A 24,921-nucleotide genomic window follows, 5' to 3' on the forward strand; every position below is an offset into this window, starting at 1 on the left:
TGCGAGGATGCCGCGCTGATCGCGTTGCCGGTTTCTGTCGCTACGGTCGAATCGAGCCGTACGAGAGGAGACCATCGCTGTGACCGACAGCGCGACGACAGACACCGGAACGGACGACCCGGCCTTCGGGAGCAGGGTGCGCGGGTGCCTCCTCGGCGGGGCGATCGGCGACGCTCTGGGCGCTCCCGTGGAGTTCGACTCGATCGCCGCCATCCGCCGCGTCCACGGCCAGGACGGGCTGACCGACCTCGTCCACGACAGGCGCGGCGCCGTCGGTCTGATCACCGACGACACCCAGATGACCTTGTTCACCGTGGAAGGGCTGATCCGCGCCCATCTGCGCGCCCGGAGCAGGGGCTTCGGGGGTGCCGAGGTGGCGGTCGTCCGCAACGCCTACCTGCGCTGGCTGGACACCCAGGACCATCGCGTGCCGCCGCCCGCCGACGGCCTCGTACGCACCGGCCGGCTTCGCGAGCAGGCGTGGCTGTACTCCCGCCGCGCGCCCGGGAACGCCTGCCTGTCCGGCCTGCGCACCGAGCTCGGGCCGCTCGCCTCCCCCGGAGCGCCGGGGCCGGTCAATCCCGGCTCCAAGGGATGCGGCACCGTCATGCGCTCGGCCCCCTTCGGCCTGGCCGCCTCCGACGCGCGCCGTGCCTTCCGGCTCGCGGCCGAATGCGCCCAGATCACGCACGGGCACCCCACCGGCTACCTCGCCGCCGGAGCCTGCGCCGCGATCGTCTTCTTCCTCGTACGAGGCGCGCCGCTGGAACACGCCGTACAGGAGACCCTGGACCTGCTCGGCGAGCAGCCCGCGCACGAGGAGACCACCGCCGCGGTCCGCGCCGCGGTCGCGCTGGCGGCCGGGAGGAGCCCGTCACCCGAGGCGGTGGAGTCGCTCGGCGGCGCGTGGGTCGCCGAGGAGGCGCTCGCGATCGCCGTCTACTGCGCGCTGGTCGGCGGGGACGACGTGGAGCGGGCGCTGCTGCTCGCCGTCAACCACTCCGGTGACAGCGACTCCACCGGCGCGGTCTGCGGCAACATCCTCGGCGCGCGGTACGGCGAAGCCGCGCTCCCCCGGCGATGGTCGTCCAGGGTCGAAGGCGGAGACGCCATCATCCGGCTCGCCGACGACTTCACCACCGCGTTCACCGGCGGCCGCCTCCCCTCGGACGCCTATCCCGGCTGCTGATCCCCCGCGCGGCGTGCCGGCAGCACTGTCCGAGGCATGGCAGAAGGTCCGCGCGGAGGGCGGCGACGGCGACGGGCTGGCCGACCTTCTTGCCGGGCCCATGCTTCTGGTCGAGCCGCTCGACGCGGCCGCCGCACGCCGCGCAGGCGAGCTGGTCGCCGACACATCTCCACCTTGAGGGGTCAGAACGAAGAGATGATCTCAGCCAACTCCCGACCAGGCATGGTGTCCGCCCAAGCTTCGACCCCTGCCGGGCGGCGCTGGCTGTCGGCGAGGAGATCGCGGCCAAGACCGGGAAACGGTCGGGAGCGGTCCGAAGGTAAGGCCGCCGCAGCGAGGGCCGCGGCCGCCTCGGAGCGGCGCTAGACCTTGCGGGCGACGCCGCACCAGGAGTTGAGCTTGCGCTTCGGGCCGTCGACTTCCCCATCGGGGCTCCACCGGCCGAGGCCGATGACGCCGGGCCCGACGAGCTCCAGGCCGTCGAAGAACCGGGTCACCTCGTCCTTCGTGCGGTAGGTGAGCGGCACCCTCAGCTGGCTGTTCAGCCCGAACATGCGCTCCCCGAGTTCGGGGTCGATGTCGTCACTGGTGACGTGGGCGAGGATCACATAGCTGCCGGGGCAGAGCTGGTCCGCGTATCCGGCGACCACACCGTACGGGTCGTCGCTGTCGTCGATGAAGTGGACGACCGCGACGAGGAGAACGGCGACGGGCTTGGTGAAATCGAGCATGCGCGCGGTTTCAGGGTGCCGGAGCACCGCCGGGTAGTCACGCGCGTCGGCCTCGATGTAGACGGTCTGCGGGTCACCCTGGATAAGGGTCTGGGCGTGCGGGAGCACGGAGGGGTCGTTGTCGACGTACACGGTGCGGGAGTCTGGCGCGACGGACTGCGCGGCCTCGTGGACGTTCTTCTGCGTGGGCAGCCCGGAGCCGATGTCGAGGAACTGGCGGATGCCCTGCCTGGCGCAGTATTCGACCGCGTCCGTGAGGAAGGAGCGGTTGTCCAGCGACAATTCGCGAAGCTCTGGGGCGATCTTCAGAAGTTGGTCGGCGATCTGCCGGTCCACCTCGTAGTTGTCCGTGCCGCCCAGCATGTAGTCGTATAACCGCGCTGGTGAAGGGGTGTTTGCGTCAATCTCTCGCGGGGTCGATTGCACCGCTCTCCTCGGAGGTTCTCGCCGGCCATGTGGGGAAGGGCGGCCGGGCGTGCAGAGAGCCGATCGTAGTGGGCGAGGGGGACGATTTGTGGGGGTCCGCGAGGTTAGGTGATCATTCCCGGTTGCGGCCATGCGGCGGCGAGCTCTTGCTCACAGAGCTGGTTGACCCGGTCGAGAATCCCTGCACCACCCCCACGGGGTACGGCATCCGTCCCCGTGGAGGCGGCACCCGCCGAAGGTGCTCGGCGTCACGGCGTCGACGGCTTGGGGAAGTCGCGGGCCTTGATCTTCGCCATCCGTAGGCCGTCGGGGTGGTGCCAGACGATGCCCTCACAGCCGTACTGCTCCGCGAGCCGGGTGACGGCGGCCCGGATCCCGTCGTACGTGAGGTCGGAGACGTCGAGGACTTCGGCCTCCGCATGCCTGATGAGGCGGTGGCAGTCCTTCCGCTCGGGGTTGCCGTTGACCTTCGGCCCGACGAGCTCGTAGGTGCCGATCTGCGGTTCCATCCCGTCGAGCGCCTCGGCGTGCCACCTCGCGAACGCCGACTGCTCGATGGGCTCCCAGCCGATCGTCTTCCCCGTCTCCTCGTCTGTGGAGAGCGGCCGGAAGCCGTCCGGTGCGGTCTTGCCGGGCTTCACCTCGCGGCGGGCATACCAGCCGGGGGTTCCGCCGGCCCCGTCCAGGGCCAGGTACGCGACGCAGGTGCCGTCGTACTTGCGGGTGGCGACGCCTTCTCCGTTGAAGACCCAGGCGCAGCCCGTGTTGGGCTCCTGGGTCACGTGCTTGGGGGTGCCGTCCCAGTCACGGAGGAAGATGGTGGGGATCTTCTTCACGGGGGTTCCCTCCTGGAAGGTAGCGGGATACGGCGGCCCTCGGAAGGTTGTGCCGAGGGCCGCCGTTCTCGTTCCCGCCGGTACGGCTCCGCGCCGGCGGCGGGTCCTACTTGAAGCCGCGCAGCCGGAGGCTGTTGCTGACCACGAAGACCGAGGAGAACGCCATGGCGGCGCCCGCGATCATCGGGTTGAGCAGCCCGGCGGCGGCCAGCGGCAAGGCGGCCACGTTGTAGGCGAACGCCCAGAACAGGTTGCCCTTGATGGTGCGCAGGGTCCGCCGCGACAACCGGATCGCGTCGCCCGCCACCCGCAGGTCACCGCGGACCAGGGTGAGATCGGACGCCTCGATCGCCGCGTCGGTGCCGGTGCCCATGGCCAGGCCGAGGTCGGCCTGCGCGAGCGCCGCCGCGTCGTTGACGCCGTCGCCCACCATGGCGACCGTACGGCCCTCGGACTGCAGGCGCTTGACCACGTCCACCTTGTCGGCGGGCAGCACCTCGGCGATGACCTCGTCGATGCCGACCTCGGCGGCGACCGTACGCGCGACGGCCTCGTTGTCGCCGGTGAGCAGCACCGGGGTCAGCCCGAGCGCGCGCAGGTCGCGGATGGCGTCGGCCGAGGTGGCCTTGACCGTGTCGGCGACGACGAGCACGGCACGGGCCGCGCCGTCCCAGCCCACCGCGACGGCCGTACGGCCCGCGGCCTGGGCCGCGGCGAACGCCCGCTCCAACTCGACCGGGAGGTGCTGCGACCACTCGGCCAGCAGCTTCGGCCGGCCGACCAGCACCGCGTGGCCGTCGACGATGCCCTGGACGCCGAGTCCCTCGACGTTGGCGAAGTCCTCGGGCGCGGGCAACGTGCCCACCCGCTCGGCCGCGCCCCTGGCGACGGCCTGCGCGATGGGGTGCTCGGACGCGTGCTCCAGCGCTCCGGCGAGCCGCAGCACCTCGGCCTCGTCCTGGCCTTCGGCGGTGTGCACCTCGACCAGGGTCATCTTGCCCTCGGTGACCGTGCCGGTCTTGTCCAGCACGACCGTGTCGATCTTCCGGGTGGACTCCAGCACCTCGGGCCCCTTGATCAGGATGCCGAGCTGGGCTCCTCTGCCGGTCCCGACGAGCAGCGCGGTCGGGGTGGCCAGGCCGAGGGCGCAGGGGCAGGCGATGATCAGCACGGCGACCGCCGCGGTGAACGCCGCTCCCACACCGTCGCCGGTACCGAGCCAGAAGCCGAGCGTGCCCAGGGCCAGCGCGATCACGACCGGGACGAAGATCCCGGAGATCCGGTCGGCGAGCCGCTGGACCTGCGCCTTGCCGGTCTGGGCCTCCTCGACCAGCTTGGCCATCTGGGCGAGCTGGGTGTCGGACCCGACCCGGGTGGCGCGGACCACCAGGCGGCCGCCCGCGTTGACGGTGGCTCCGGTCACCGCCTCGCCCGGCCGTACCTCGACGGGAACGGACTCGCCGGTCAGCATCGAGGCGTCGACGGCGGAGGTGCCCTCCTCGATCACGCCGTCGGTGGCGATCTTCTCGCCCGGCCGGACCACGAACCGGTCCCCGACCACGAGCTCATCGCTCGGGATGCGGACCTCGGCGCCGTTCCGCAGCACCGCCACGTCCTTGGCGCCGAGTTCGAGCAGGGCACGCAGCGCGGCGCCGGCACGGCGCTTGGACCGCGCCTCGAAGTAGCGTCCGGCCAGGATGAACGCCGTCACACCCGCGGCGGCCTCCAGATAGATGTTGCCGGAGCCGTCGCTGCGCTGAATCGTGAAGTCGAACGGGTGCGTCATGCCGGGAGTGCCCGCGGTGCCGAAGAACAGCGCCCACAACGACCAGCCGAGCGCGGCGATCGTACCGAGCGACACCAGCGTGTCCATGGTCGCCGCCCCGTGGCGCAGGTTGGTCCAGGCCGCCTTGTGGAACGGCCAGCCCGCGTACACCACGACCGGCGCGGCCAGCGTCAGCGACAACCACTGCCAGTTGGTGAACTGCAGCGGGGGGATCATCGCCATCGCGATCACGGGCACGGCGAGCACCAGTGCGCTGATCAACCGGTTGCGCAGCGGCCGGAGCTCGTCCTCCGGCTCCTCCGGCGCGCCGCCGCCCTCGGTCTCCCTACGGGGCGGGGCGGGCAGCGCCGCGGTATAGCCGGCCTTCTCCACTTCGGCGATCAGGTCCTGCGGGACGATCCCGTCGGCGAAGGTGACCTTCGCCTTCTCGGTGGCGTAGTTGACCGTCGCGGTCACGCCGTCCATCTTGTTGAGTTTGCGCTCGATCCGGTTGGCGCAGGACGCGCAGGTCATGCCGCCGATCGAGAGCTCGACCGAGCCCTGGGGCCGGTCCTGGGTGATGGAAGACTCGGTGGTGGAGGTCATCGTCTCTCCTTTCTCGCGTCACGCCCGCGTCAGTGCGCGTGCTCGCCGTGCCCACCGGACGGGGACGGGGTCGGGGACTCGTCGTGCCCACCGGACGCCGGGGCCTCGCCCGCGCGGACGGTGAAGTCGGCGGTGCGCACCTCGCCCTTGTGCTGGAAGTCCAGGAAGAGCCGGTAGTCGCCGCGGCTGGGGACCTCCGCGTAGAAGACGATCTCCGGCCCCGGCCGGGTCCTGCCGTCGCCCGGCTCCCCGTCGGGGTGCACGTGCAGGTAGGCCAGGTCGCCGCCGCGCAGCGCCACCAGGTGACCGTACGCCCCGAGGTAGGGCTGGAGGTCGGTGACCGGCTCGCCGTCCTTGCTGATCTTCAGGGTGATCCGGCTCGCCCTGCCTGGGACGAGGTCCCCGTCGAGGGTGACCGTGTATCCGTCCACCGTCGCCGTACGGGCGGCGCTCGGGAGGGCCTTCGGCGCGTAGTCGCCGGCGGCGTGCAGGTCCGCGCCGAGGGTCATGCCGCTGCCGCCGTCCGGGGCGAAGTCGGCGAACATCCGGTACGCGCCGGCCGAGGGGAGGGTCAGCGGCACCGACCACACGCCGCCTCCGGCCTCGACCGGGTGCAGGTGCCGGAACTGCGCGAGGTCCCTGGAGACCAGGATGAAGTGCAGCTTCTTGTCGTGCCGCACCTGGTAAGCGGTGACCGGCCTGCCGTCGGGCCCGGTGACCGTGAACCTGAAGTTCGTGGTCTCCCCAGGCTCGACCGTCGTGGTCAGCGGGGTGAGGGTGTAGCCGTTCTGGGACACTTGGAGCCCTCCTGGGACAGACGCGGAACCGGCCGGGTTCACCTGCGTGGAGCCCGTGGGCGCCTTGCCGGCATCACCTGCGTCACTGTGGTCACCGGCGTCGCCGTCGTTCGCTCCGTGGACGGTGTGCTCGTTCGCGACCGGCGGGGTGCCGACGCCGCCCACGGCGGTGCCCACTCCGAAGGTCGCGCCGAAGACCACAGCGAGTCCGAGGGCGTAGGCACCGAGCTTGGCGGGGGTGTTCATCACCGGTTCACCACTTCGTATCCGGCCTCTTCGACCGCCGCGACGATCGCGGCCGCGTCGACGGGACCGTCACTGCCGACCGTCACCAGGCCGGTGGCCAGGTCCACCTCGACGTTCGTGACGCCGGCGACCTCTCCGACCTCTTCCTTGACCGAGCTGACGCAGTGGCCGCAGGTCATTCCGGTGACGGTGTACGTGGTGGTGGTCATAACGATCACTCCTGTGGGGTTCGAGATCTCTTGGGGATCCATGGGGTCCATGGGGAAGGAGAAGCCGCGCGTCGCGGGGTTCAGGATCGGACGAGCCGGGCGATGGCCTGAGAGGCTTCCTTGATCTTGGCGTCCGCCTCCGCGCCGCCCTTCGCCGTGGCGTCGGCGACGCAGTGGGCCATGTGCTCGTCCAGCAGGGCCAGGGCGAAGGACTGCAGTGCCCGGCTGGCCGCCGACACCTGGGTGAGGATGTCGATGCAGTACTGGTCCTCTTCGACCATCCGCTGCAGGCCCCGGACCTGCCCCTCGATCCGGCGCAGCCGCCGGAGGTGCTCCTGCTTGGTGTCACTGTAACCGGCCATCTCTCCACCCCTCTCATTCACGCTCTGCCGACTATAACACCATACCCCCCTACGGTATTCCGGAGGGTGCGATCCGCGCTTCGCCGACCGTACGCGCCGCGCCCCGGCGCCCGGTCACGCCCCGATCGACGACGGCTCGGTACGGCCGCTCTCCTGGGCGGCGGCGGCCTTCCTGCCGCGCATGAGCAGCAAGCTGAGCACGGCGCCGAGCACGGCCACCGCGCCCGCCCCGACGAAGGCGGCCTGGAAGCCGTCGGTGAGCCTGGGCAGGTTCCCCAGCTCGGCCGCGCCCCGCGAGGTGGCGATCGCGGTCATGACGACCAGACCGAGGGCCGAGCCCACCTGGTAGGTGGTGTTGACGATGCCCGAGGCGAGACCGCTCTCCTCCGGCCGCGCGCCGGACATGGCCGACATCATGGCCGGGATGTAGGCCAGCGACATGCCGACCGCCGCGACCAGCGAAGCGGGCAGCACGTCGGACACGAAGGCGCCGTCGGGCCGGACCAGCGACAGCCCCCCGACGCCCGCCGCCAGGACCAGGAGGCCGATCACGATGAGCGGCTTGGCCCCGAAGCGACCCAGCAGCCGCGCGGTGATGCCGATCATGAAGATCATGATCGCGACGGTCATCGGGACCAGGGCTGCGCCGCTCGGGAACGCGCCGTACCCCAGGACCTGCTGCAGGTAGAGGTTGAGGAAGTACCACATCGGGATCCACGCGGCGCCGAGCAGCGCCATCGCGAGGTTCGCGGTGGCCAGCCCGGGGGTGCGCCAGATCCGCAGCGGCATGAGCGGCTCACGGACCGTCCGCTGGACGGCCAGGAACAGCACCAGCAGTGCCGCGGCACCGGCGGCCTGGGCCACGGTGGCGCCGACGCCCTGCTCGGGAGCCCGGACGATCGCGAACACGGCGAGGGCGATGCCCGCGGTGACCGCGGCCGCACCCAGGAGATCGACCGATCCGCGCCTGCCCCGAGTGGCGGGAAGCAGCCCGGGAACGGCGGCCAGGGTGGCCAGGCCGATCGGGATGTAGACGATGAACACCCACGGCCAGCTCAGGTACTCGGTGATGACTCCGCCGAGGAACACGCCCGCCGTGCCGCCCGCCGGGGCGGCCGCGCCGTACAGGGCCATGGCCTTGCCCAGCTCGCGCTGGTCGTGCCCGAAGAGCATCATCAGCAGCGTCATCGCGGCGGGCGCGATCAGCGCCCCACCGACGCCCTGCACCGCCCGGCCGGTGATCTCGATCGCGGGACCGCTCGCCACCGCCGCGACGACGGACCCGGCGATCAGCACGACCCAACCCGCGGTGAACACCTTGCGCGCGCCGAGCAGGTCGGACAACCGCCCACCGAGCAGCAGCAACCCGCCGAAGGCGATGACGTACGCGTTGAAGACCCACTGCAGGTCGCCCTGCGAGAAGCCGAGGTCGCGCTGCATGTCGGGCAGCGCGACTCCGATGATCGATGTGTCCATGATGACCATGAACTGCGCGGCGGCGAGCACGATCAGTGCCTGCCACCTGCGTGGATTGACGGCATTCATGCCTGTCTCCTGGTTTCTTCGCACCATAGGATGCGAGACGGGGATTGGGTGTGATGACGAGTCGGACCGGCCCCAGGTGGGCGTGCACGGCAATGCACGCCCACCCCTTTCTGTCCCGGGAGGTCTCCCGGTGATCGTCCGGGTCGTCTCCGGACGCTCCGTGTGGTTCTGCTACGCCGACGTCTCGGCCAGCTCGTAGCCGGCCTCCTCCACCGCCGCGCGGATCTCCTCGTCGGAGAAGCCCGCCCCGCTGACGGTGACGGCTCCGGTCGGCAGATCGACGGCCACGCCGGTTACCCCGGCGATTTTGCCGATCTCGCCGGAGACCGACGAGACGCAGTGGCCGCAGGTCATGCCGTTGACCGCGTAGACGCGCGTGGCGTCGTCGGCGATCGCCACGGTGGTGGTGGCGCCTTCTCCGCTACCGCATGAGCATGCCGTGCACATATGGTCCTCCGCTTCCAGATACCCGCCGGGGGTATCTCTTCGGCGGTGAACGTAACATACCCCCTCGGGGTTTCTCAAGCCGTGCGGATCAGAGAGGTGACCGCGCGGAGGACGCTCCCCGCGGGGATTCCGGGAACGCGCGATGTGGATCACGCCACACCGGCGGCGGGTATCGTTGCGTGGCGCTTCCCGCGTCACTATCTTTCCCCTGGATCGTTACCCACCCGGGGTATGTGACGAAGGAGCGACATGAGCGTCAGCACGTACACCGTCACCGGCATGACCTGCGGCCACTGCGTGGGCACGGTGACGTCCGAGATCGGCAGGGTCGCCGGCGTCACCGCGGTCGACGTTCAGCTCGCGACCGGCACGGTGACCGTGACGAGCGACGGCCCCCTTGACGACGCCCTGGTACGGGACGCCGTCGAGGAAGCGGGCTACGAGCTCGCCGCGAGCTGAACGAACGGCGCGCGCTCGCGAAGGGCGCGCCCCACGGGCGTTTCCCCGGGCGGTTCACGGACGGTTCCACGGGCGGTTCTAGAGGGCGGCAAACTTTTACCAACGGAGTGCCCATCCTCGTCAAAGGCACTGTCAAACACATGGCAACCTGGGGAAATGCTCAACGGGAAAGTTCGAATCTCCGTCTGCGCAACGCTCCTCACCTTCGCCGCCGGGCTCACCACGCCCGCGGTCGCGCAGGCCACTCCGACACGGATTCCGGTCACCGAGACCGCGCACAACGCTCCCGCGACCTATGGGCGCGCGGCGTATCTGATCGACGCCACGACCGGCAAGGTCGCGCTCAGCAAGCAGGGCACCGAGCGCATGCCCGTGGCCAGCCTCACCAAGTCGATGACGGCACTCGTCGTCCTCAAGGAGGCCAAGCTGACGGACACCGTCACGATCACCTCCGCCGACGTCCGGCACGCCGACGACAACGGCGGCACCAGCGCCGACCTGCGGCCCGGCGAGCGGGTCGCGGTCAAGGACCTGCTGTACGGCCTGATGCTTCCCTCCGGCGCCGACGCGGCGTACGCGCTGGCCCGCACGTACGGCCCCGGGCTCGACGGGTTCGTCGGCAAGATGAACGCCACCGCGCGCCAGCTCGGCATGAAGGACACCAAGTACGTCAACGCCGACGGGCTGCCCATGTCCGGCGGCGACGGCTACTCCACCGCGCGGGACCAGGCGCGGCTCGCTGAGGTGGCGCTGCGTAACGCGACCTTCAGGACCGTCACCTCCTCCCAGAGCCACTACGTCCCGCGCACCGCGGCGCACCGGTCCCACACCTGGACCAACACCAACAAGATGCTTGGCACACCGGGCGCGCTCGGTGTCAAGACCGGTTTCACCCGGGCCGCGGGTTACTGCCTGACCTTCGCCGCCGACCGCGACGGGCACCGGCTGATCGGTGTCATCCTCGGCGAGTCCGCCTCCAACCGGCGGTTCGACACCGCCCAGAGCCTGATCGAATGGGCCAGAACGGCGTGACCGCGCCGCTCTACCGGGCCGCGTGATCCTAGAACGTCTTCGGGAGAGCACCACCGAAGAGAGGGCGTCGCCGGGGACCGGGTCGGTACACGACCCGATCCCCGGCGGCGCCCTGCGCGCTTCGTCCTCCGCCTTCCGCCCGCCGCCGACCGCGAGCGTTCAGGGGAGCCGGGCGACGCCTCCGAGCACGGTGGGCCTGCTCAGATCGACCACGGCGTCCCGCCCCCTGCCCGGACGCCAGGCGTCCACCGGCACGAGGCCGGGTTCGAGCAGCTCCATGCCGTCGAAGTACGCGGCGATCTCGGCGTGGTCCCTGGGCTTGACCGACCCCGTGGCGGTCGTGGTGTAGAGGTCGCGGACCTCCTGGTCGGTCCGGCCGCCGATCTCACCGGTGTATCCGTGGGAGAGGACCAGATAGCTCCCGGGCGCCATCGCGTCGCGGAACCGCGCGACGATCGCCGCCGCGCTCTCGTCGTCCGGGACGAAGTGCAGGATCGCGAGCATCAGCACGGCGACCGGCCGGGAGAAGTCGATCTTCTCCCTGATCGCGGGGTCGTCGAGGATCGCCTTCGGCTCGTTGACGTCGCCCTGGACGACGACGGTGTCCCGGTTGTTCGCGAGCAGCGCCCGCGCGTGGATCAGCACGATCGGGTCGTTGTCGACGTAGACGACCCGGGCGCCCGGCGCCGCCTCCCTGGCCACCTGGTGGACGTTCTGCTGCGTGGGCAGTCCGGTGCCGATGTCGAGGAACTGCCTGATCCCCGATTCGGCCAGGAGCCGTACGGCATGGCCGAGGAACTCGCGGTTCGCCCGCGCGACCTCGCGGATGTTCGGCACCAAGGAGATCATCTTCTCGGCGGCCGCGCGGTCGGACGCGTAGTTGTCCTTGCCGCCAAGGTAGTAGTCGTACATGCGTGCCACGCTGGGAACCGCCGGGTTGATCCCCGCCGGCGCCGTCTCGTCATGATCAGCCATGCCCTCGCCCTCCGTCTGAGCGGATCTTACGGGGGCATATCGGCCTTGAGGATCTATGTACGGATTTTGTGATGATCCTTCGTCAAGGCCGGCGAGGCCCCGGAAGAATCTTCGGTCACCCACTCCCCCGGAGCCCCGTCACCCGGCGTTCACCGCATGCTCAGCTGATGAGGATGGTCGTACGACCGGGGACAGATGAAGATCCAAAGACTGTACCCCCGCCCGATCACGATCATCGTCGGCTCGTCCGCCCTCGGATAGCGCGGCTCCGTGCCCGTGGGCTCGTCCTCGACGGGCCGCCACACGGCGTCGCCGTCCTTCGGAGCTGGCCACCCTCAGCAGCAGCCGCATGTCCTCGCCGCAGTCACAGACCATCGGATAGGGATCGGTGAGGTGCCACGACGCCCACCCGCCCGCCTTCCATCCGTCCGCGATGGAAAGATCCTGGTAGCTGTGCTCGCCGATCTCCTCCCACGCCTCGATCCGCTCTTGCAGAGCGTGGGGAAGCAGGTCGGCGTACTGGTACTCGACCACGCGCTCGGGATGGAGCACGCATGGCTCGGGCAGGTACTCGCCGTATTCCATCACCGGCGGCTCGGGCTGCTCGGCGATGACGTCCACCACATCGGCCGAGCGACGCCACTTCAACAGGACGCGGGGGCAGCCCATCTCGTGATCGACGGGGCACCACAGCACCTGCAGCAGATCCGCCCCCTCCGGGCAGGCGAGTTCGGGCACGTCCCGGGCGAACAACTGCGCGACCGCCATCAAGCCTCGTCGGCGGGCCACAGCAGGGGTCCCCCGACCGAACTGCTCCTGACATCCGGAACGCCGGGACGGGGGTGCAACCGCGTGGCGGTGCGCGCGTGGCCCTCCAGCTCGGAGAACACGGCGGTCAGATCCACGGGGCGAGGGGGCGTCGTCCGGCCCATGCCGGTCCTCCTGATCATCGGTGATCATCGTTGCCGGATCCGCCGACCCTAGTGGCCGGTGCCGACAATTCGGAGATCAGGAGGCGCGCGTCGGGCCGCTCCCTGGCCGGGTGTGGCGACGGGTCTGGCGCGGGCTCCTCCCGGTGCGCCGCGGTCACATGGACGCCGCGACGACCAGGCGCCCGCGGATCACATGATCCGGCGGCGTACACGCTTGTCGACGGCGACGACGAGCGAGGCCAGCGCGCTGATGCCGATGATCCGCGACCAGACCGGGAGGCCGATCGGGGCGGTGTGGAAGAGGCGGTTCATGACCGGCAGGTAGGTGAGGGCGAGCTGGCCGGCCATCTGGACCGTCACCCCGCCGATGATCCAGTGGTTGCTGAACAGGCCGACGTGCCACATGGAGCGGGTGAGCGAGCGGCAGCTGAACAGGTAGAACAGCTCGACCATGACGAACAGGTTCACCGCGGCGGTACGCGCCACGGCCTCGCCGGCGCCGTTCGCGAGCTCCCATTGGAACAACCACCAGGATCCGCCGACGAGCAGCGTGGAGACCAGCAGGACGCGGGCGACGAGGGAGCCGGTGAGCAGCGGCCGCGCGGGGTCCCGCGGCGGGCGGCCCATGATCCCCTCCTCCTTCGGTTCGAAGGCGAGCATCAGGCCCAGCGCCACCGCGGTCGTCATGTTGATCCAGAGGATCTGCGTGGGCAGGATCGGCAGCGCCGCGCCGAACAGGATGGCCACCAGGATGACCAGGCCCTCGGCCATGTTCGTCGGCAGCGTCCAGACGATGAACTTGGTGAGGTTGTCGAAGACGCCGCGTCCTTCCTCGACGGCCGCCTCGATGGTGGCGAAGTCGTCGTCGGTGAGCACCATGTCGGCGGCCTCCTTGGCGACCTCGGTGCCGTTCCTGCCCATGGCGACGCCGATGTTCGCCTGCCGCAGCGCGGGGGCGTCGTTGACGCCGTCGCCGGTCATCGCGACCACCTGGCCGTGGGACTGCAGCGCGTCGACCAGCCGGAGCTTCTGCTCGGGTGAGACCCGGGCGAAGACCCGGGCCCGCTCGACCGCGCCCGGGTACTCCTCCTCGGGCAGCCCGGCGAGCTGGGCCCCGGTCAGCACCTCATGGTCGCTGTGGTCGCCGAGCAGGCCGATCCCCCTCGCGACCGCCGTGGCCGTGGCCGCGTGGTCCCCCGTGATCATTTTGACCTCGATGCCGGCGGCATGGCAGGCCCGCACGGCCCGGGCCGCGGCGGCGCGCGGCGGATCGAGCATGGCCTGCAGGCCGGTCAGCACCATCGTTCCCCGCAGGCCCCGCTCGTCGAGTTCCTCGGGTTCCCCGCGCCGAGCGGGCTCGGCGTCGAAGCGCACGGCGGTGGCGAGCACCCGGAGGCCACCGGCGGCCAGCTCGTCCGCGGCCCGGAGCACGGCGTCGCCGTCCAGCGGCCGGACACCGCCGTCGGCGTCCATCCACGTGTCGCACAGGTCGAGCGCCCGTTCCACCGCCCCCTTGAGCAGGACGACGTGGTCGCCGCCGCGCGCCCGGTGGAGGGTGGCCATGTACTGCCGTTCCGAACTGAACGGAATGGCCGCCACGCGCGGGTAGGCGTCCGCGAGCGCGTCCCGGTCCAGGCCGGCCTTGGCGGCGGCCACCAGCATCGCGCCCTCCGTGGGATCGCCGGTGAGCGTCCACCGCCCGTCCTGCCGGGCGAGCGTCGCGTCGTTGCACGCGGCGCCGGCCAGCAGGCACCACCGCAACGCCCCGCTCGTGGGCGATGTGACCACGGCGCCGCCGGGCTCGCGTATCTCGCCCTCGGGGGCGTAGCCGGAACCGGTGACGTCGTAGCGATCGCCCTCGGGCGTCCACAGCGCGCGGACCGTCATCTGGTTCTCGGTCAGCGTGCCGGTCTTGTCGGAGCAGATGACCGTGGTGCCGCCCAGCGTCTCCACCGCGGGCAGCCGCCGGATGACCGCCCGCCTGCGCGCCATCCGGGCCACCCCGATGGCCAGCGTGATGGTGACGGCGGCGGGCAGCCCCTCGGGGATCGCGCCCACCGCGAGGGCGACCGCCGCGGTGAACATCGGGACCACGCCCTCGCCCCTGATCAGGCCGATGACGAAGGTCACCGCCGCCAGCGCCAGGATGGCCACGGTGAGCACCTTGCTGAACCGGGCGAGCTTCTCGGTCAACGGCGTGGCCAGCAGCTCCGCCGAGCCGACCAGCCGGTGGATCTCGCCGAGCTCGGTCCGCGCGCCGGTCGCCACCGCGACGCCCGCCCCGGTGCCGGCTGTGACCAGCGTCCCGGAGTAGACCATGTTCCGCCGGTCGGCCACGGGCGTCGCCACGGACAGGACGACCTCGTCCTTGCTCACCGGGGCGGACTCTCCGGTGAGCGCGGACTCGTCGACCCGTAACTCCGACGACCGGACCAGCCGAAGGTCGGCGGGCGCCTTGTCCCCCGCCTCGACGAGGACGAGATCTCCGGGGACGAGTTCCTCCGAGGGCAGCGGCCGCACATGCCCGCCGCGTACCGCCCTGGCCTCGGTACGGACCATCGACCGCAGGGCGTCGAGCGCGGCCTCCGCTCTGGATTCCTGGACGAAGCCCACGACGGCGTTGATCAGCACGACCCCGAAGATCACTGCGGAGTCGACGAACTCGCCCAGCACGGCCGTGATCACACCCGAGGCGAGCAGGATGTAGATCAGCGGGTGGTGGAACTGGCGCAGCATCCGCATCAGCGTGTTGTCGCGCGCCGAGGCGGGCAGCACGTTGGGGCCGAACCTCGCCAGCCGGCGTCGCGCCTCGTCGTCGTCCAGCCCGTGCAGCGGGTCGGTGTCCATCATCAGGACGACCTCGTGGGCCGCGAGGCCGTGGGACGCGGCGGCGGACGACGGCGAAGCGGCCCGCGACGACGACGGCGGCGACGGCCGCGATACGGATGACCTCATGGTCCAACCCCACTTCGTCCGGCTGCTGCCGACCAGGGCCATGCGGCCCTACCTTCGACCACTACCCGCGCCGGCGGCCTTCCGCTACGCGCCCGCTCCGGCGCGGAGGCCGCGGCGCAGGCCGACGGCCCGGTCCAGGTAGTCCCTGGCCAGGCCGGTACGCCCCGCGGATCGGTGCAACTCGCCGAGCATCTGGGTGCTGGCGGCGGCGCCGCTCAGGTCGCCGAGTTGCTGGAAGATCGTCAACGAGCGTTCGAGCTGGACGAAGGCGGGCCGGAGGTCGCCGCGCGCCGCCTGGAGGCCGCCGATCCCCTGCATCGCGTAGGCCCCGCAGTGCCGGTCGCCGAGGCTCTCGAAGATGTCCAGCGCCCGCCCCTGGAAACGCATCGCCGCCTCGGCGTCCGCGGCCAGGTCGTGCAGACGTCCGACCTGCATGGAGACGCATCCCTCGCGATGGGCGTCGCCCATGTCCCTGGCCAGCCGCAGCGCGCCGTCCAGCCATTCCGCCGCCTGCGCGAGGTCGCCCGACTTCAGCCAGACACGGCCGATCGCCTGCCGGGCGTACGCCTCGCCCTGCCGGTCCTCCAGCCCGAGGAACATCGCGAGGGCCCGCCGGAAATAGCGGAACGCGGTGGCGTGATCGTCGCGGAACTGGGTCACCGCGCCCAGCCCGCAGATGGAGATCGCCTCGCCTCTGGTGTCACCCACCTGCCGGAACATGGCGCGGGAGCGCCGGAACATCTCCCCCGACTCGCGGTAGCGGTCCTGGTAGAGGCACACCTGCGCGAGGCCGCGGAGCATGGCCGCCTCGCCGTGCCGGTCTCCGGCCGCGCGGGCGGCGTCGAGGGCCGCGTGGTGCGTGCGCTGCCACATGCCGAGATGGCAGCGCAGGTCGAAGAACGGCACAAGGGCCGCCGCGAGGCCCCAGGCCGACCCGGCCAGCCCGGCTCCGGCCGCCGACTCCACCGCCCGCGCGAGGGTGTCCCGTTCCTGGTCGAACCAGGAGAGCGGGCTCTCCGCGAGCCGCGCGAGTGTGTCGACGGCCGGAGTCCAGCGCGTCGCCGCCGTGGACGTGACGCTGAAGACGGTGGTGGGCAGCCCCGCGGTGGCCTGTTCCGCCGCCACCAGCCAGGCACCGACGACGCGGGCCAGGGCGTGGGGATCGGGATCACGTGCCGCGCGTTCCCCGGCGTCGCAGCGGACGAGGTCGTGCAGCCGGTATCGGGGCTGTCCGAGCGTGTCGGTGCCGACCTGTCGCAGCAGGTTCTCGTCGATGAGGACGTCCATCACATCGTCCGCGCGGTGCCGGTCGAGCACCGCGTCCACCACCCACGCGGGGAGCGGGTGCGAGCCGAGCGTCCCGAGCGCCCGGAGCGCCCGTGCGGCGTCGGCGGACAGCAGGCGGTAGCTCCGTCCGAGGCTCTCCCGTACCTCCAGGTCGCCCGCCCGCAGCTCGCCAAGGCGGGTGGACTCGTCCGCCAGCCGCTCTTCGAGGACGCGCAGCGTCCATCCCGGCCGCCCCACCAACCGCGCTCCGGCGATTCTGATGGCCAGGGGCAGGTACCCGCAGGCCCGTGCGATGGCGGCGGCCGACTCCGGTTCGGCGCCGACCCGGTCGGCGCCGGCGATCCTGCCGAGCAGCTCCACCGCTTCGGGTCGCGGCAGCGGGTCCAGCTCCACCAGAGCCGCGCCGGGGATCTCGGTGATCCGCCGCCTGCTCGTCACGAGCACGGCCGAGCCGCTGCCGGGCAGCAGGTGCCGGAGCTGGGCACCACCGGCGGCGTCGTCGAGCAGCACGAGCATGGGACGCTCGGCCAGCAACGACCGGTAGAGCGCCGCCCGCTCGTGCACGCCGTACGGCAGGGCGGCCCCGGCGATCCCGAGCGCCCGCAGCGCCTCGGCGAGCAGGTCGGCGGGTTCGGCGGGGGCGCCGGACACCCCGCCGAGGCACAGGTAGAGCTGCCCGTGCGGGAACCGTTCCCGTACGGCCTGCGCGCAGTGGACCGCGAGCGCCGACTTGCCCACGCCTGGAGGCCCGACGATCACGGCGATCACCGGAGGCCCGCTCGGAACCCTCGACGGTGGCCCGGTCAGAGACCCGGGTGCGGGCACGGCCGACGGCGGGGTTGGGCGCGCGGACGGAGTCGGGGCCGCGAGCGCCAGCACGTCCAGGAGCGCGGCGACGGCTTCCGCGCGCCCGGTGAAGTCCGGAACGTCCGGGGGAAGCTGGCGCGGCGCGGGAACGACATGCCGAACGGCTACGGGCGTCTCCCTCGTCTCGACACCCGCCTCCCCTGGCGAGGCGACCGTGCTCCCGGACAGTGCGGTGGCGCTCTTGGGCAGTGCGGTGGCGCCCTCGGGCAGTGCGGTGGCGCCCTCGGGCAGTGCGGTGGCGTCTCCGGACAGGATGGCGAGGTGGACCCGCCGCAGTTCCGGGCCCGGTTCGACACCGAGCTCGGCGACGAGCCGCCGCCGGATCTCTCCGTAGCAACGCAGCGCCTCGGCCTGCCTGCCGCCCCAGTGCAGCGCGAGCATGAGCCGCTGCCAGAGGTCCTCCCGGAACGGATGCTCCGCGAGCAGGCCGCGTAACTCGGCGATCGCGGCCGGGTACTCCCGCGCGGCCAGGCGCACCGCGACCAGTTCCTCCGCGGCGCGGAGCCGTACCCCGGAGATCCGCTCGATGCGGCGGTCCCACAGCGGGCTGCCGGGCAGGTCGGAAAGGGGGGCGCCACGCCACAGCGCGAGCGCGCGGCGCAGGTGGGAACCCGCGCCCGCCGGGTCCCGCCCGGCTCGCTCGACCAGCTCTTCGAAGATCAGGACGTCGAGGTCGTCCGGTGCCACCTCGACGGCGTAGCCACCGGGCCTGGTCTGGATGCCGGTGCCGGCCGGGCCGAGTGCGGTGCGGAGCGCGCTCGCGTAGGTGCGCAGGTTCGCGACGGCCGAACGGGGACGGGTCCTGGGCCACAGCACCTCGACGAGCAGCTCCGTGCTGACCGTCCGGTTGGCGTCGAGCAGCAACGTGGCGAGCAGCATCCGCGGTTTCGGACCACCGATCCGGAGGGGCCGCCCCGATATTCGGACGTCCAGCGAGCCGAGGACTCTGTGCGTGGGCTGATCAACCGTCATGACCGCCTGCTCCTCTTACAGAGGCACTGCCACCATTTATCGCCTTATGTCATGTCTTCGCCAGCCCTTTGTATGGATTTTGGATGTTCCATGTGCGGTCAATCCGGACCCTTGGCTCCCATCAGCACCTTTCGACGGGCTGTCACAGTCAGTTCGCGGCTTGCGTCAGGAGAATCCGGCGGTCGGCCGCGAGGAAGGATCGGCATGAGACTCACGTCCATCGTCAAGGCGGGGCTGGCATTGCTGCTCGGCGTCACCGCGGGCGCCTCCACCGGCGCCGCCGCCTCCGCCTCCGCCAGCCTCACCACCAGCGCCACCGCTGCCACAGCCGCCTCGGCGGCCATGGCGGAGCCTGCCTTCCAGCTCCCCTTCCCCTGCGGCCAGTCCTGGACCGGCAACTCCAGCGCGAGCAGCGCCCACCAGTCGTGGGAGATCGACTTCAACCGGGGCAGCACGGCCGACGCCGATCTGGGTGACACCGTGGTCGCCGCCGCCTCCGGCACGGTCGTGATCTCCGCGCACCAGGGTTCGACGAACGGCTTCGGCAACCTGATCAAGATCGACCACGGCGGCGGCTGGTACACGTACTACGCCCACCTGCTGGTCCGCTCCGTGAGCGCGGGCGCCACGGTCAGCCAGGGCCAGAAGATCGGCGAGGTCGGCAACACCAGCAAGCCGGGCAACAACATCTCGCCGCACCTGCACTACGAGGTGCGCACCGACGCCACCTCCTACCCGGCGAACATCCAGAAGGCCAAGTTCAACGGCGTCACATTCGGCTATCCGGTCCAGACCGTGACGTCCAACAACTGCGGCGGAAGCAGCAGCAACCCGTACACGCCGGAGCAGGTGTGCGGCAGCGGCTACAGCGTGATCGACTCGGCCGCCCTCGGCTCCGCCGGAACCGTCTACCTCCTCTACAACACCTCCAACGGCTACAACTGCGTCGCCACCTTCAAACGCACCTCCCTCGGCAGCAAGACCGCCACCAGCGCCTACCTCGAGGTCCAGGGCAAGACCCGCTCCACCGACTCGGGCGACTACGGCTACTACGCCGGCCCCGTACGCGCCTCGGCCGCCGGCACCTGCGTCAAGTGGGGCGGCGCCACGGGCGGAAGCAGCTACAACAGCCCCTTCGAACACTGCGGGTGACAGACGTCCCACCGGAGCCACGGGCCGGAACGGGTCGGGTGGGCATCCCGTACTATCGACGGCGCAGGACCGGAGCCATCGCGCCCGGTACCCAGTTCCGAGACTCTGCGGGGGACCATGTTCCGCACGATGATGAAGTCCAAGATCCACCGCGCCACCGTCACTCAGGCGGACCTGCACTACGTGGGATCCGTGACGATCAGCGGCGAGCTGATGGCCGCGGCGAACCTGGTGGAGGGTGAGAAGGTCGACATCGTCGACATCGACAACGGCAACCGCCTCTCCACGTACGTCATCGAGGGTCCGGCGGACTCCGGGGTGATCGGGATCAACGGCGCGGCCGCCCGGCTGATCGACGTCGGCGATCTCGTGATCATCATCGCGTACGCGCTGGTGGCGGAGGAGAGGATCGGCGAGCTGCGGCCGAGTGTCGTCTTCGTCGACCAGGACAACAAGGTGGTCCAGACCGGCGATGACCCGGCCGGAGTCCCCGACGGCGTCGGCCTCGTCCGCGGGGATCTCGCCGCCTCCGCCGGCTGAACCCGCAGGTGAACGCGGGCGGAACGCCCGCCGGACCGTACGCGCGCGAGGGGCCCGCTCCCAGCGGGGAGCGGGCCCCTTGGCGTCCGCCGCGCCGTACGGAGCGGCTATTTGATGGACCCGGCGGTGAGACCGGAGACGACCTTCCGCTCGATCAGCGCGAACAGGATGATGACCGGGATGGTGGCGATCACCGAGCCGGCGAACAGGTTCTGCCAGTCGACCTGGTACTGCCCGATGAAGGAGTTGAGCCGCACGGTCAGCGGCTGCTGCTCGGGCGAGGTGGTCAGGGTCAGGGCGACCACGAACTCGTTCCAGGCCGCGATGAACGTGAAGATCAGCGCGGTGACCACGCCGGGCGCGGCCAGCGGGAGCGTGATCCGGAACAGCGCCCCGAACCGCCCCGTCCCGTCGATGAACGCCGCCTCCTCCAGCTCGCGCGGGATCGAGGAGAAGTACGCGTTGAGGATCCACACCGCGAAGGCCAGGTTGAAACCTCCGTTGACCAGGATCAGCGACCAGATCGAGTCGACCAGGCCGAGCTGGGAGAACTCCCGGTAGATCCCGACCAGCATCGCGGTCGGCTGGAACATCTGGGTGACCAGCACCAGGATCAGGAACGCCATGCGACCCCGGAAGCGGTGCCTGGCGGTGTAGTACGCCGCGGGCAGGGCGACCAGCAGCACGAGGATCGTCGATCCGGCCGCGACCTGCAACGTGATCAGCAGGTTCCCGGACAGCCCGCCCTTCCAGAAGTTGGCGAAGTTCTCCCACGCGAAGACCGTCGGCAGGTAGGCGCGCTCGCGCAGCTCCGCCTGCGGCCGCAGCGCGGTCAGGATCATCACCAGGTACGGGAAGAGGAAGACGAACGCGATCAGGTACGCGCTCGCGGCGACGACCACCGTCCTGATCCGCGGCATCCGCCGCCCGGGAGCGGCGGCCGAGGCGGCGCCCGTGGCCGCGGTGACCGGAGGGGTCTCGGTGGCGGTCATCACGACACCTCGTTCTTCCACTTGCTGACCTTGAGGAAGATCGCCACCAGGACGATCACCATGCCGAAGTTCACGACCGACATCGCGGCGGACTCGCCGATGTCGGAGCCCTTGAGGATGAACATGAAGATCGTGGATGTGGCGGTCGAGTAGCCGGGCTGGCCGTGCGTCATCACCCAGATGATCGGGAAGTTGTTGAAGACGTTCATCACGTTGATGAGCGTCGCCACGGTCAGCGCGGGCCGCAGCAGCGGCAGCGTGATCGACCAGTATGTGCGCAGCCGGGAGGCCCCGTCCGTCTTGGCCGCCTCGTAGACCTCCGCGGGGATCGTCGACAACCCGGCGAGCAGCGCGTACGTCGTGAACGGCAGCGAGACGAACACCGCGACGGCGATCAGCCACGGCATGGCCGTGGACGCCTGACCGAGCGGGTCGGCGTCCGCGGTGCCGAGCGCGTCGAGCAGGCCGAGATCGTGCCGCAGCATGTTGAGGAGGCCGACCTCGGGGTCGAGCATCCACTTGAAGATGATCGCCGTCATCAGCACCGACGCGGCCCACGGCGCGATCATCGCCCAGCGGGCGAGGCGGCGGCCGGGGAAACGCTGGTTGAAGAGCTGGGCGAGGCCGAGTGAGAGCAGGACCGTGATGGCGACCACGGCCACGACCCAGATCACGCTGCGTGCCATCACCCCGCCGAAGTCGGGCTCTTCGAACAGCTTGGCGTAGTTGTCCGTGCCGTTGGAGCCCTGGACCACGCCGAACCGGCTGATCTTCAGGAAGGACGACTTGATCATCTCGATGACGGGCCACACGACCACGACGCCGATCAGCACCACGGCGGGGCCGATCCACGCGAGGGGCGCCAGCGCGTGCGCCGCCCGCTTCAGGGGGGAGGTCTGCTGCATAACTCCTGCTTCCTGCGAAGAGGTACGGCCCGCGCCGCCGGGGCGCGGGCCGTACCACCGGATCAGCCGGCCGCGGCGACCTTCTGGATCGCCCCGAGGACCTTCGCGGGATCACCGGTGACGGCGCCGCCGATGGTCTGCTTGATCTGGGAGTTCACCTCGGACCACTTCGGGTCGGTGAAGGGGTAGAAGGTGGCGTTGGGCAGGGCGTCGAGGAACGGCTTGAGCTTCTCGTCGGTGGAGAGCTTCTCGATGCCCGACTTGGTCACCGGCAGCAGCTTGTAGGTGTCGCTGATCTTCTGGACGGCGGACGAGGCGTAGAAGAAGTCGAAGAACTTCTTGATCTCCTCCTGGTGGCCGTTCTTGTTGAAGGCCATGATCCAGTCCTCGACTCCGAGGGTGGTCTCGAGCGGGCCGGTCTTGCCGGGGATCGGGGCGACGCCGTAGTTGGTCAGGCCGCCCTTCTCGAAGATCGGCATCGACATGGGGCCGCCGTTGGCCATGCCGACCTTGCCGGCCGCGAAGTCCTCCCAGACCGTCTTGCGGTCCTTGGTGCCCGGGTTCGGCGTGGTGAGGCCGGCCGCGTGCAGGTCCTTGAGGAACGTGAACGTCTCGACGTTCTGCGCCGAGTCGATCGCCCACGCGCCGGAGGCGTCCTTGTAGCCGCCGCCGTTGCCCATGAACCACAGGAACGACTCGCCCTGGGCCTCCTCCTGCCCGAGCGGCAGGCCGAACGGCTGGGACACCCCGGCCTTCTTCAGCTTCTCCGCGTCGGCCTTCAGCTCGTCCCAGGTCTTCGGCGGCTCGCTGATCCCGGCCTTGGCGAACAGGTCCTTGTTGTAGAACAGCGCGCGGGCGGAGGAGACGAACGGGATGCCGTACGCCGTGCCGTCCACTTTGCCGAACTCGGCGAACTTCTCCAGCAGGTCGGACTGGGTGTTCGGCGAGAGCACCTCGTCGACCTTGTGCAGCAGCCCGTCCTTGACGAACCCGGAGTAGTCGCCGGTCTGCAGGATGTCGGGCATCTGCCCGTTCTGCACCATGGTGGCGACCTGGGTGTCGATGTCGTTCCAGTTGATGACCTGGACGTCGACCTTGATGGTCGGGTTGGCGGCCTGGAACTCGTCGACGACGCCCTTCCAGAACTTGTCGCCGCTGTTGTCCGCGGTCGGGCCGTCGCCGTAGTCGGCGGCGACGAGCTTCAGCGTCACCGAGCCTCCGGCGGCCTTGTCGGCGCCACCGCCGTCACCGCCGCTCGACTCGCCGCAGGCGGACAGGGCCAGCGCGGCGGCCACGCCGAGGGTGACCACCCCGGCAATCCTCTTGCTCATCTCGACTACCACCTTGATTTAGGGATGACTGGTCTGTACCGGTTGAGAGCCGAACAGGGGGTAGGCCGCTTTTGAGCGGCTTGGGAGCCAAGGTTAAACAGGTCGCAAAGCGCCGGTCCATACCGCGAAATATCGGATTTGCAACGAAGGTGCATCGCCGGAGCGGCAGTGGTCTATACCGGGTGGCCATCACGAGGAGGCACGGCACCCCGCGGACACCCCGTGGACACCCGGAGGCACGACCGGATGCCCCGACCGGCCGGGCACGCGCGCTGCGCAATGTTGCGCATATTAGCGCTTTTCCGCTCGTATACGAGCTACCGGCACCAGCACAAAGAACACAAATCACCAAATATCACGAAGCGAGATGGAGTATTGACGGTACGTAATCGAGGAGGGCGCCCTCAGGACGCGCGGCAGCCCGACGCTCAGGGCCCGGGCAAGGATGAGCAGAGGGCGGCCCGGCCCGGCCGCCGCTCGGATGAGCGTCAGGCCTGGACCACGTCGACGCCGGCGTCCCGGAACCTCTGGACCGTCTCGGCGGGGGCGTCGCGGTCGGTGACCAGGGTGTCGATGGCGGAGCAGGGGCAGATCCGCGCGAACGCGCGGCCGCCGAGCTTCGAGGAGTCGGCCACGACGATCACCCGGCCGGCCCGGGAGGCCATGAGCCGGTTGATGCCCGCCTCGCCCTCGTGATGGGCGAAGGCGCCACCCTCCGGGTCGAGCGCGTCCACGCCGAGGACCGCGAAGTCGAGCGAGATCTCCCGCAGCACGCCGTCCGCCAGCGGGCCGATCAGCTCGTACGACTCGGGCAGCGCGACACCCCCGATCACCACGATCTTGACGTGCCTGCGGACGACGAGTTCATTGGCGATGTTCAGCGCGTTCGTCACCACCGTGACGCTCGGCTCGCCGCCCTGCCGGTCGAGGTCCGCGCGACTGGCGAGGGATCGGGCGACCTCGGTGGTCGTGGTCCCCCCGTTCAGCCCGACGATCGCTCCGGGCGGGAGCAGGGCCGCCGCGGCCGTGGCGATGCGGTGCTTCTCGGGCGCGTGCCGCGCCGCCTTGTACTGCAGCGGCAGGTCGTAGGAGATCGCTCCGGCGACGGCGCCGCCGCGCGTCCTGGTCAACATCTGCTGGCGGCTCAGGTGGTCCAGATCGCGCCGGATGGTGGCGGCCGACACGCCGAGCTCGGCGGCCACGGCGTCCACCTCGACCTTGCCGTCCCTGGCCAGGATCGCGAGCAGCTCGTTCCACCGTTCGTGGCTCGACATGGGCCCCTCCTCGCCGCTTCCACCCGTTCTCGGTTCCGCGAAGCGTAAGCGTATCCAACCTCCGGCTTGCGCATATTTGATTGCTAATG

23 protein-coding genes are annotated in these 24,921 nt (G+C 70.5%); 6 read left to right on the plus strand and 17 right to left on the minus strand.

The features are described from left to right. Window positions 1-79 precede the first annotated feature (79 nt). Both IMZ11_RS20990 and IMZ11_RS20995 read left to right on the plus strand, forming a co-directional pair. On the plus strand, window positions 80-1,189 hold the full coding sequence (locus tag IMZ11_RS20990) for an ADP-ribosylglycohydrolase family protein (protein ID WP_228644010.1): 1,110 nt from the start codon (window positions 80-82) through the stop codon (window positions 1,187-1,189). 13 nt (window positions 1,190-1,202) lie between these two features. After that, on the plus strand, window positions 1,203-1,367 hold the full coding sequence (locus IMZ11_RS20995; protein WP_228644012.1) for a hypothetical protein: 165 nt from the start codon (window positions 1,203-1,205) through the stop codon (window positions 1,365-1,367). Between the two features lie 184 nt (window positions 1,368-1,551). Here IMZ11_RS20995 and IMZ11_RS21000 read toward each other — a convergent pair whose 3' ends face one another. The 8 genes from IMZ11_RS21000 to IMZ11_RS21035 all read right to left on the minus strand — a co-directional run bounded on the left by IMZ11_RS21000 (window position 1,552) and on the right by IMZ11_RS21035 (window position 9,111). Then, window positions 1,552-2,346, minus strand: coding sequence for an SAM-dependent methyltransferase (locus IMZ11_RS21000; protein WP_374462462.1), 795 nt, complete (start codon window positions 2,344-2,346; stop codon window positions 1,552-1,554). Between the two features lie 248 nt (window positions 2,347-2,594). Further along, window positions 2,595-3,182, minus strand: a complete 588-nt coding sequence (locus IMZ11_RS21005) for a hypothetical protein (RefSeq protein WP_228644016.1) — start codon at window positions 3,180-3,182, stop codon at window positions 2,595-2,597. 106 nt (window positions 3,183-3,288) lie between these two features. Continuing rightward, window positions 3,289-5,553, minus strand: coding sequence for a cation-translocating P-type ATPase (locus IMZ11_RS21010; RefSeq protein ID WP_228644018.1), 2,265 nt, complete (start codon window positions 5,551-5,553; stop codon window positions 3,289-3,291). A gap of 29 nt (window positions 5,554-5,582) precedes the next feature. Then, window positions 5,583-6,596 carry a hypothetical protein gene (locus tag IMZ11_RS21015; RefSeq protein WP_228644122.1) on the minus strand — a complete coding sequence of 338 codons (1,014 nt, stop codon included), beginning with the start codon at window positions 6,594-6,596 and terminating at the stop codon, window positions 5,583-5,585. Beyond that, a complete protein-coding gene (locus IMZ11_RS21020) occupies window positions 6,596-6,805 on the minus strand; it encodes a heavy-metal-associated domain-containing protein (RefSeq protein ID WP_061257841.1) in 210 nt (69 codons plus the stop codon). Before IMZ11_RS21020 ends, IMZ11_RS21015 begins: the two co-directional genes overlap by 1 nt. Before the next feature lie 80 nt (window positions 6,806-6,885). Further along, window positions 6,886-7,167, minus strand: a complete 282-nt coding sequence (locus IMZ11_RS21025; protein WP_061257840.1) for a metal-sensitive transcriptional regulator — start codon at window positions 7,165-7,167, stop codon at window positions 6,886-6,888. 114 nt (window positions 7,168-7,281) lie between these two features. Then, window positions 7,282-8,712, minus strand: a complete 1,431-nt coding sequence (locus tag IMZ11_RS21030) for an MFS transporter (protein ID WP_228644020.1) — start codon at window positions 8,710-8,712, stop codon at window positions 7,282-7,284. Window positions 8,713-8,883: 171 nt separating this feature from the next. Further along, on the minus strand, window positions 8,884-9,111 hold the full coding sequence (locus IMZ11_RS21035; RefSeq protein WP_228644022.1) for a heavy-metal-associated domain-containing protein: 228 nt from the start codon (window positions 9,109-9,111) through the stop codon (window positions 8,884-8,886). 297 nt (window positions 9,112-9,408) lie between these two features. On the opposite strand from IMZ11_RS21035, the gene IMZ11_RS21040 reads away from it, so the two are divergent. Both IMZ11_RS21040 and IMZ11_RS21045 read left to right on the plus strand, forming a co-directional pair. Next, on the plus strand, window positions 9,409-9,618 hold the full coding sequence (locus tag IMZ11_RS21040) for a heavy-metal-associated domain-containing protein (RefSeq protein WP_061257837.1): 210 nt from the start codon (window positions 9,409-9,411) through the stop codon (window positions 9,616-9,618). Between the two features lie 156 nt (window positions 9,619-9,774). Then, window positions 9,775-10,650: a D-alanyl-D-alanine carboxypeptidase family protein gene (locus tag IMZ11_RS21045; RefSeq protein WP_228644024.1), complete on the plus strand. Its 876-nt coding sequence runs from the start codon at window positions 9,775-9,777 to the stop codon at window positions 10,648-10,650. A gap of 159 nt (window positions 10,651-10,809) precedes the next feature. Here IMZ11_RS21045 and IMZ11_RS21050 read toward each other — a convergent pair whose 3' ends face one another. From IMZ11_RS21050 to IMZ11_RS21070, 5 genes are all read right to left on the minus strand, one after another. Next, a complete protein-coding gene (locus tag IMZ11_RS21050) occupies window positions 10,810-11,625 on the minus strand; it encodes an SAM-dependent methyltransferase (protein ID WP_228644027.1) in 816 nt (271 codons plus the stop codon). Between the two features lie 138 nt (window positions 11,626-11,763). Further along, a complete protein-coding gene (locus IMZ11_RS21055; protein ID WP_228644029.1) occupies window positions 11,764-12,393 on the minus strand; it encodes a hypothetical protein in 630 nt (209 codons plus the stop codon). Next, window positions 12,393-12,575 (minus strand): hypothetical protein, encoded by a 183-nt coding sequence (locus tag IMZ11_RS21060; RefSeq protein WP_228644031.1) that lies wholly within the window; start codon window positions 12,573-12,575, stop codon window positions 12,393-12,395. Before IMZ11_RS21060 ends, IMZ11_RS21055 begins: the two co-directional genes overlap by 1 nt. A gap of 171 nt (window positions 12,576-12,746) precedes the next feature. Continuing rightward, entirely contained in the window at window positions 12,747-15,512 is a 2,766-nt protein-coding gene (locus IMZ11_RS21065; protein ID WP_228644033.1) for a cation-transporting P-type ATPase, read from the minus strand. An 84-nt stretch (window positions 15,513-15,596) separates the two neighbouring features. Beyond that, on the minus strand, window positions 15,597-18,638 hold the full coding sequence (locus IMZ11_RS21070; RefSeq protein WP_228644035.1) for an AfsR/SARP family transcriptional regulator: 3,042 nt from the start codon (window positions 18,636-18,638) through the stop codon (window positions 15,597-15,599). Window positions 18,639-18,842: 204 nt separating this feature from the next. Here IMZ11_RS21070 and IMZ11_RS21075 point away from each other — a divergent pair, with 204 nt between their 5' ends. Together IMZ11_RS21075 and panD are read left to right on the plus strand one after the other, a co-directional pair. Next, window positions 18,843-19,790 (plus strand): M23 family metallopeptidase, encoded by a 948-nt coding sequence (locus tag IMZ11_RS21075; RefSeq protein WP_228644037.1) that lies wholly within the window; start codon window positions 18,843-18,845, stop codon window positions 19,788-19,790. A gap of 117 nt (window positions 19,791-19,907) precedes the next feature. Continuing rightward, a complete protein-coding gene (gene panD / locus IMZ11_RS21080) occupies window positions 19,908-20,330 on the plus strand; it encodes an aspartate 1-decarboxylase (protein WP_061257829.1) in 423 nt (140 codons plus the stop codon). Between the two features lie 107 nt (window positions 20,331-20,437). On the opposite strand, the gene IMZ11_RS21085 is transcribed toward panD, so the two are convergent. The 4 genes from IMZ11_RS21085 to IMZ11_RS21100 form a co-directional block, all read right to left on the minus strand. Next, a complete protein-coding gene (locus IMZ11_RS21085; protein ID WP_228644039.1) occupies window positions 20,438-21,322 on the minus strand; it encodes a carbohydrate ABC transporter permease in 885 nt (294 codons plus the stop codon). Further along, the gene (locus IMZ11_RS21090; protein ID WP_228644041.1) at window positions 21,322-22,227 is read right to left on the minus strand and encodes a carbohydrate ABC transporter permease; all 906 of its coding nucleotides are present in this window, start codon (window positions 22,225-22,227) and stop codon (window positions 21,322-21,324) included. The genes IMZ11_RS21085 and IMZ11_RS21090 overlap by 1 nt, the downstream gene beginning before the upstream one ends. Window positions 22,228-22,289: 62 nt before the next feature. Continuing rightward, window positions 22,290-23,558, minus strand: coding sequence for an extracellular solute-binding protein (locus IMZ11_RS21095; protein WP_228644043.1), 1,269 nt, complete (start codon window positions 23,556-23,558; stop codon window positions 22,290-22,292). A gap of 488 nt (window positions 23,559-24,046) precedes the next feature. Continuing rightward, a complete protein-coding gene (locus tag IMZ11_RS21100) occupies window positions 24,047-24,832 on the minus strand; it encodes a DeoR/GlpR family DNA-binding transcription regulator (protein ID WP_061257826.1) in 786 nt (261 codons plus the stop codon). Window positions 24,833-24,921: the final 89 nt, after the last annotated feature.

Source organism: Microtetraspora sp. AC03309 (assembly GCF_020826795.1).
Lineage (GTDB): Bacteria > Actinomycetota > Actinomycetes > Streptosporangiales > Streptosporangiaceae > Microtetraspora > Microtetraspora glauca.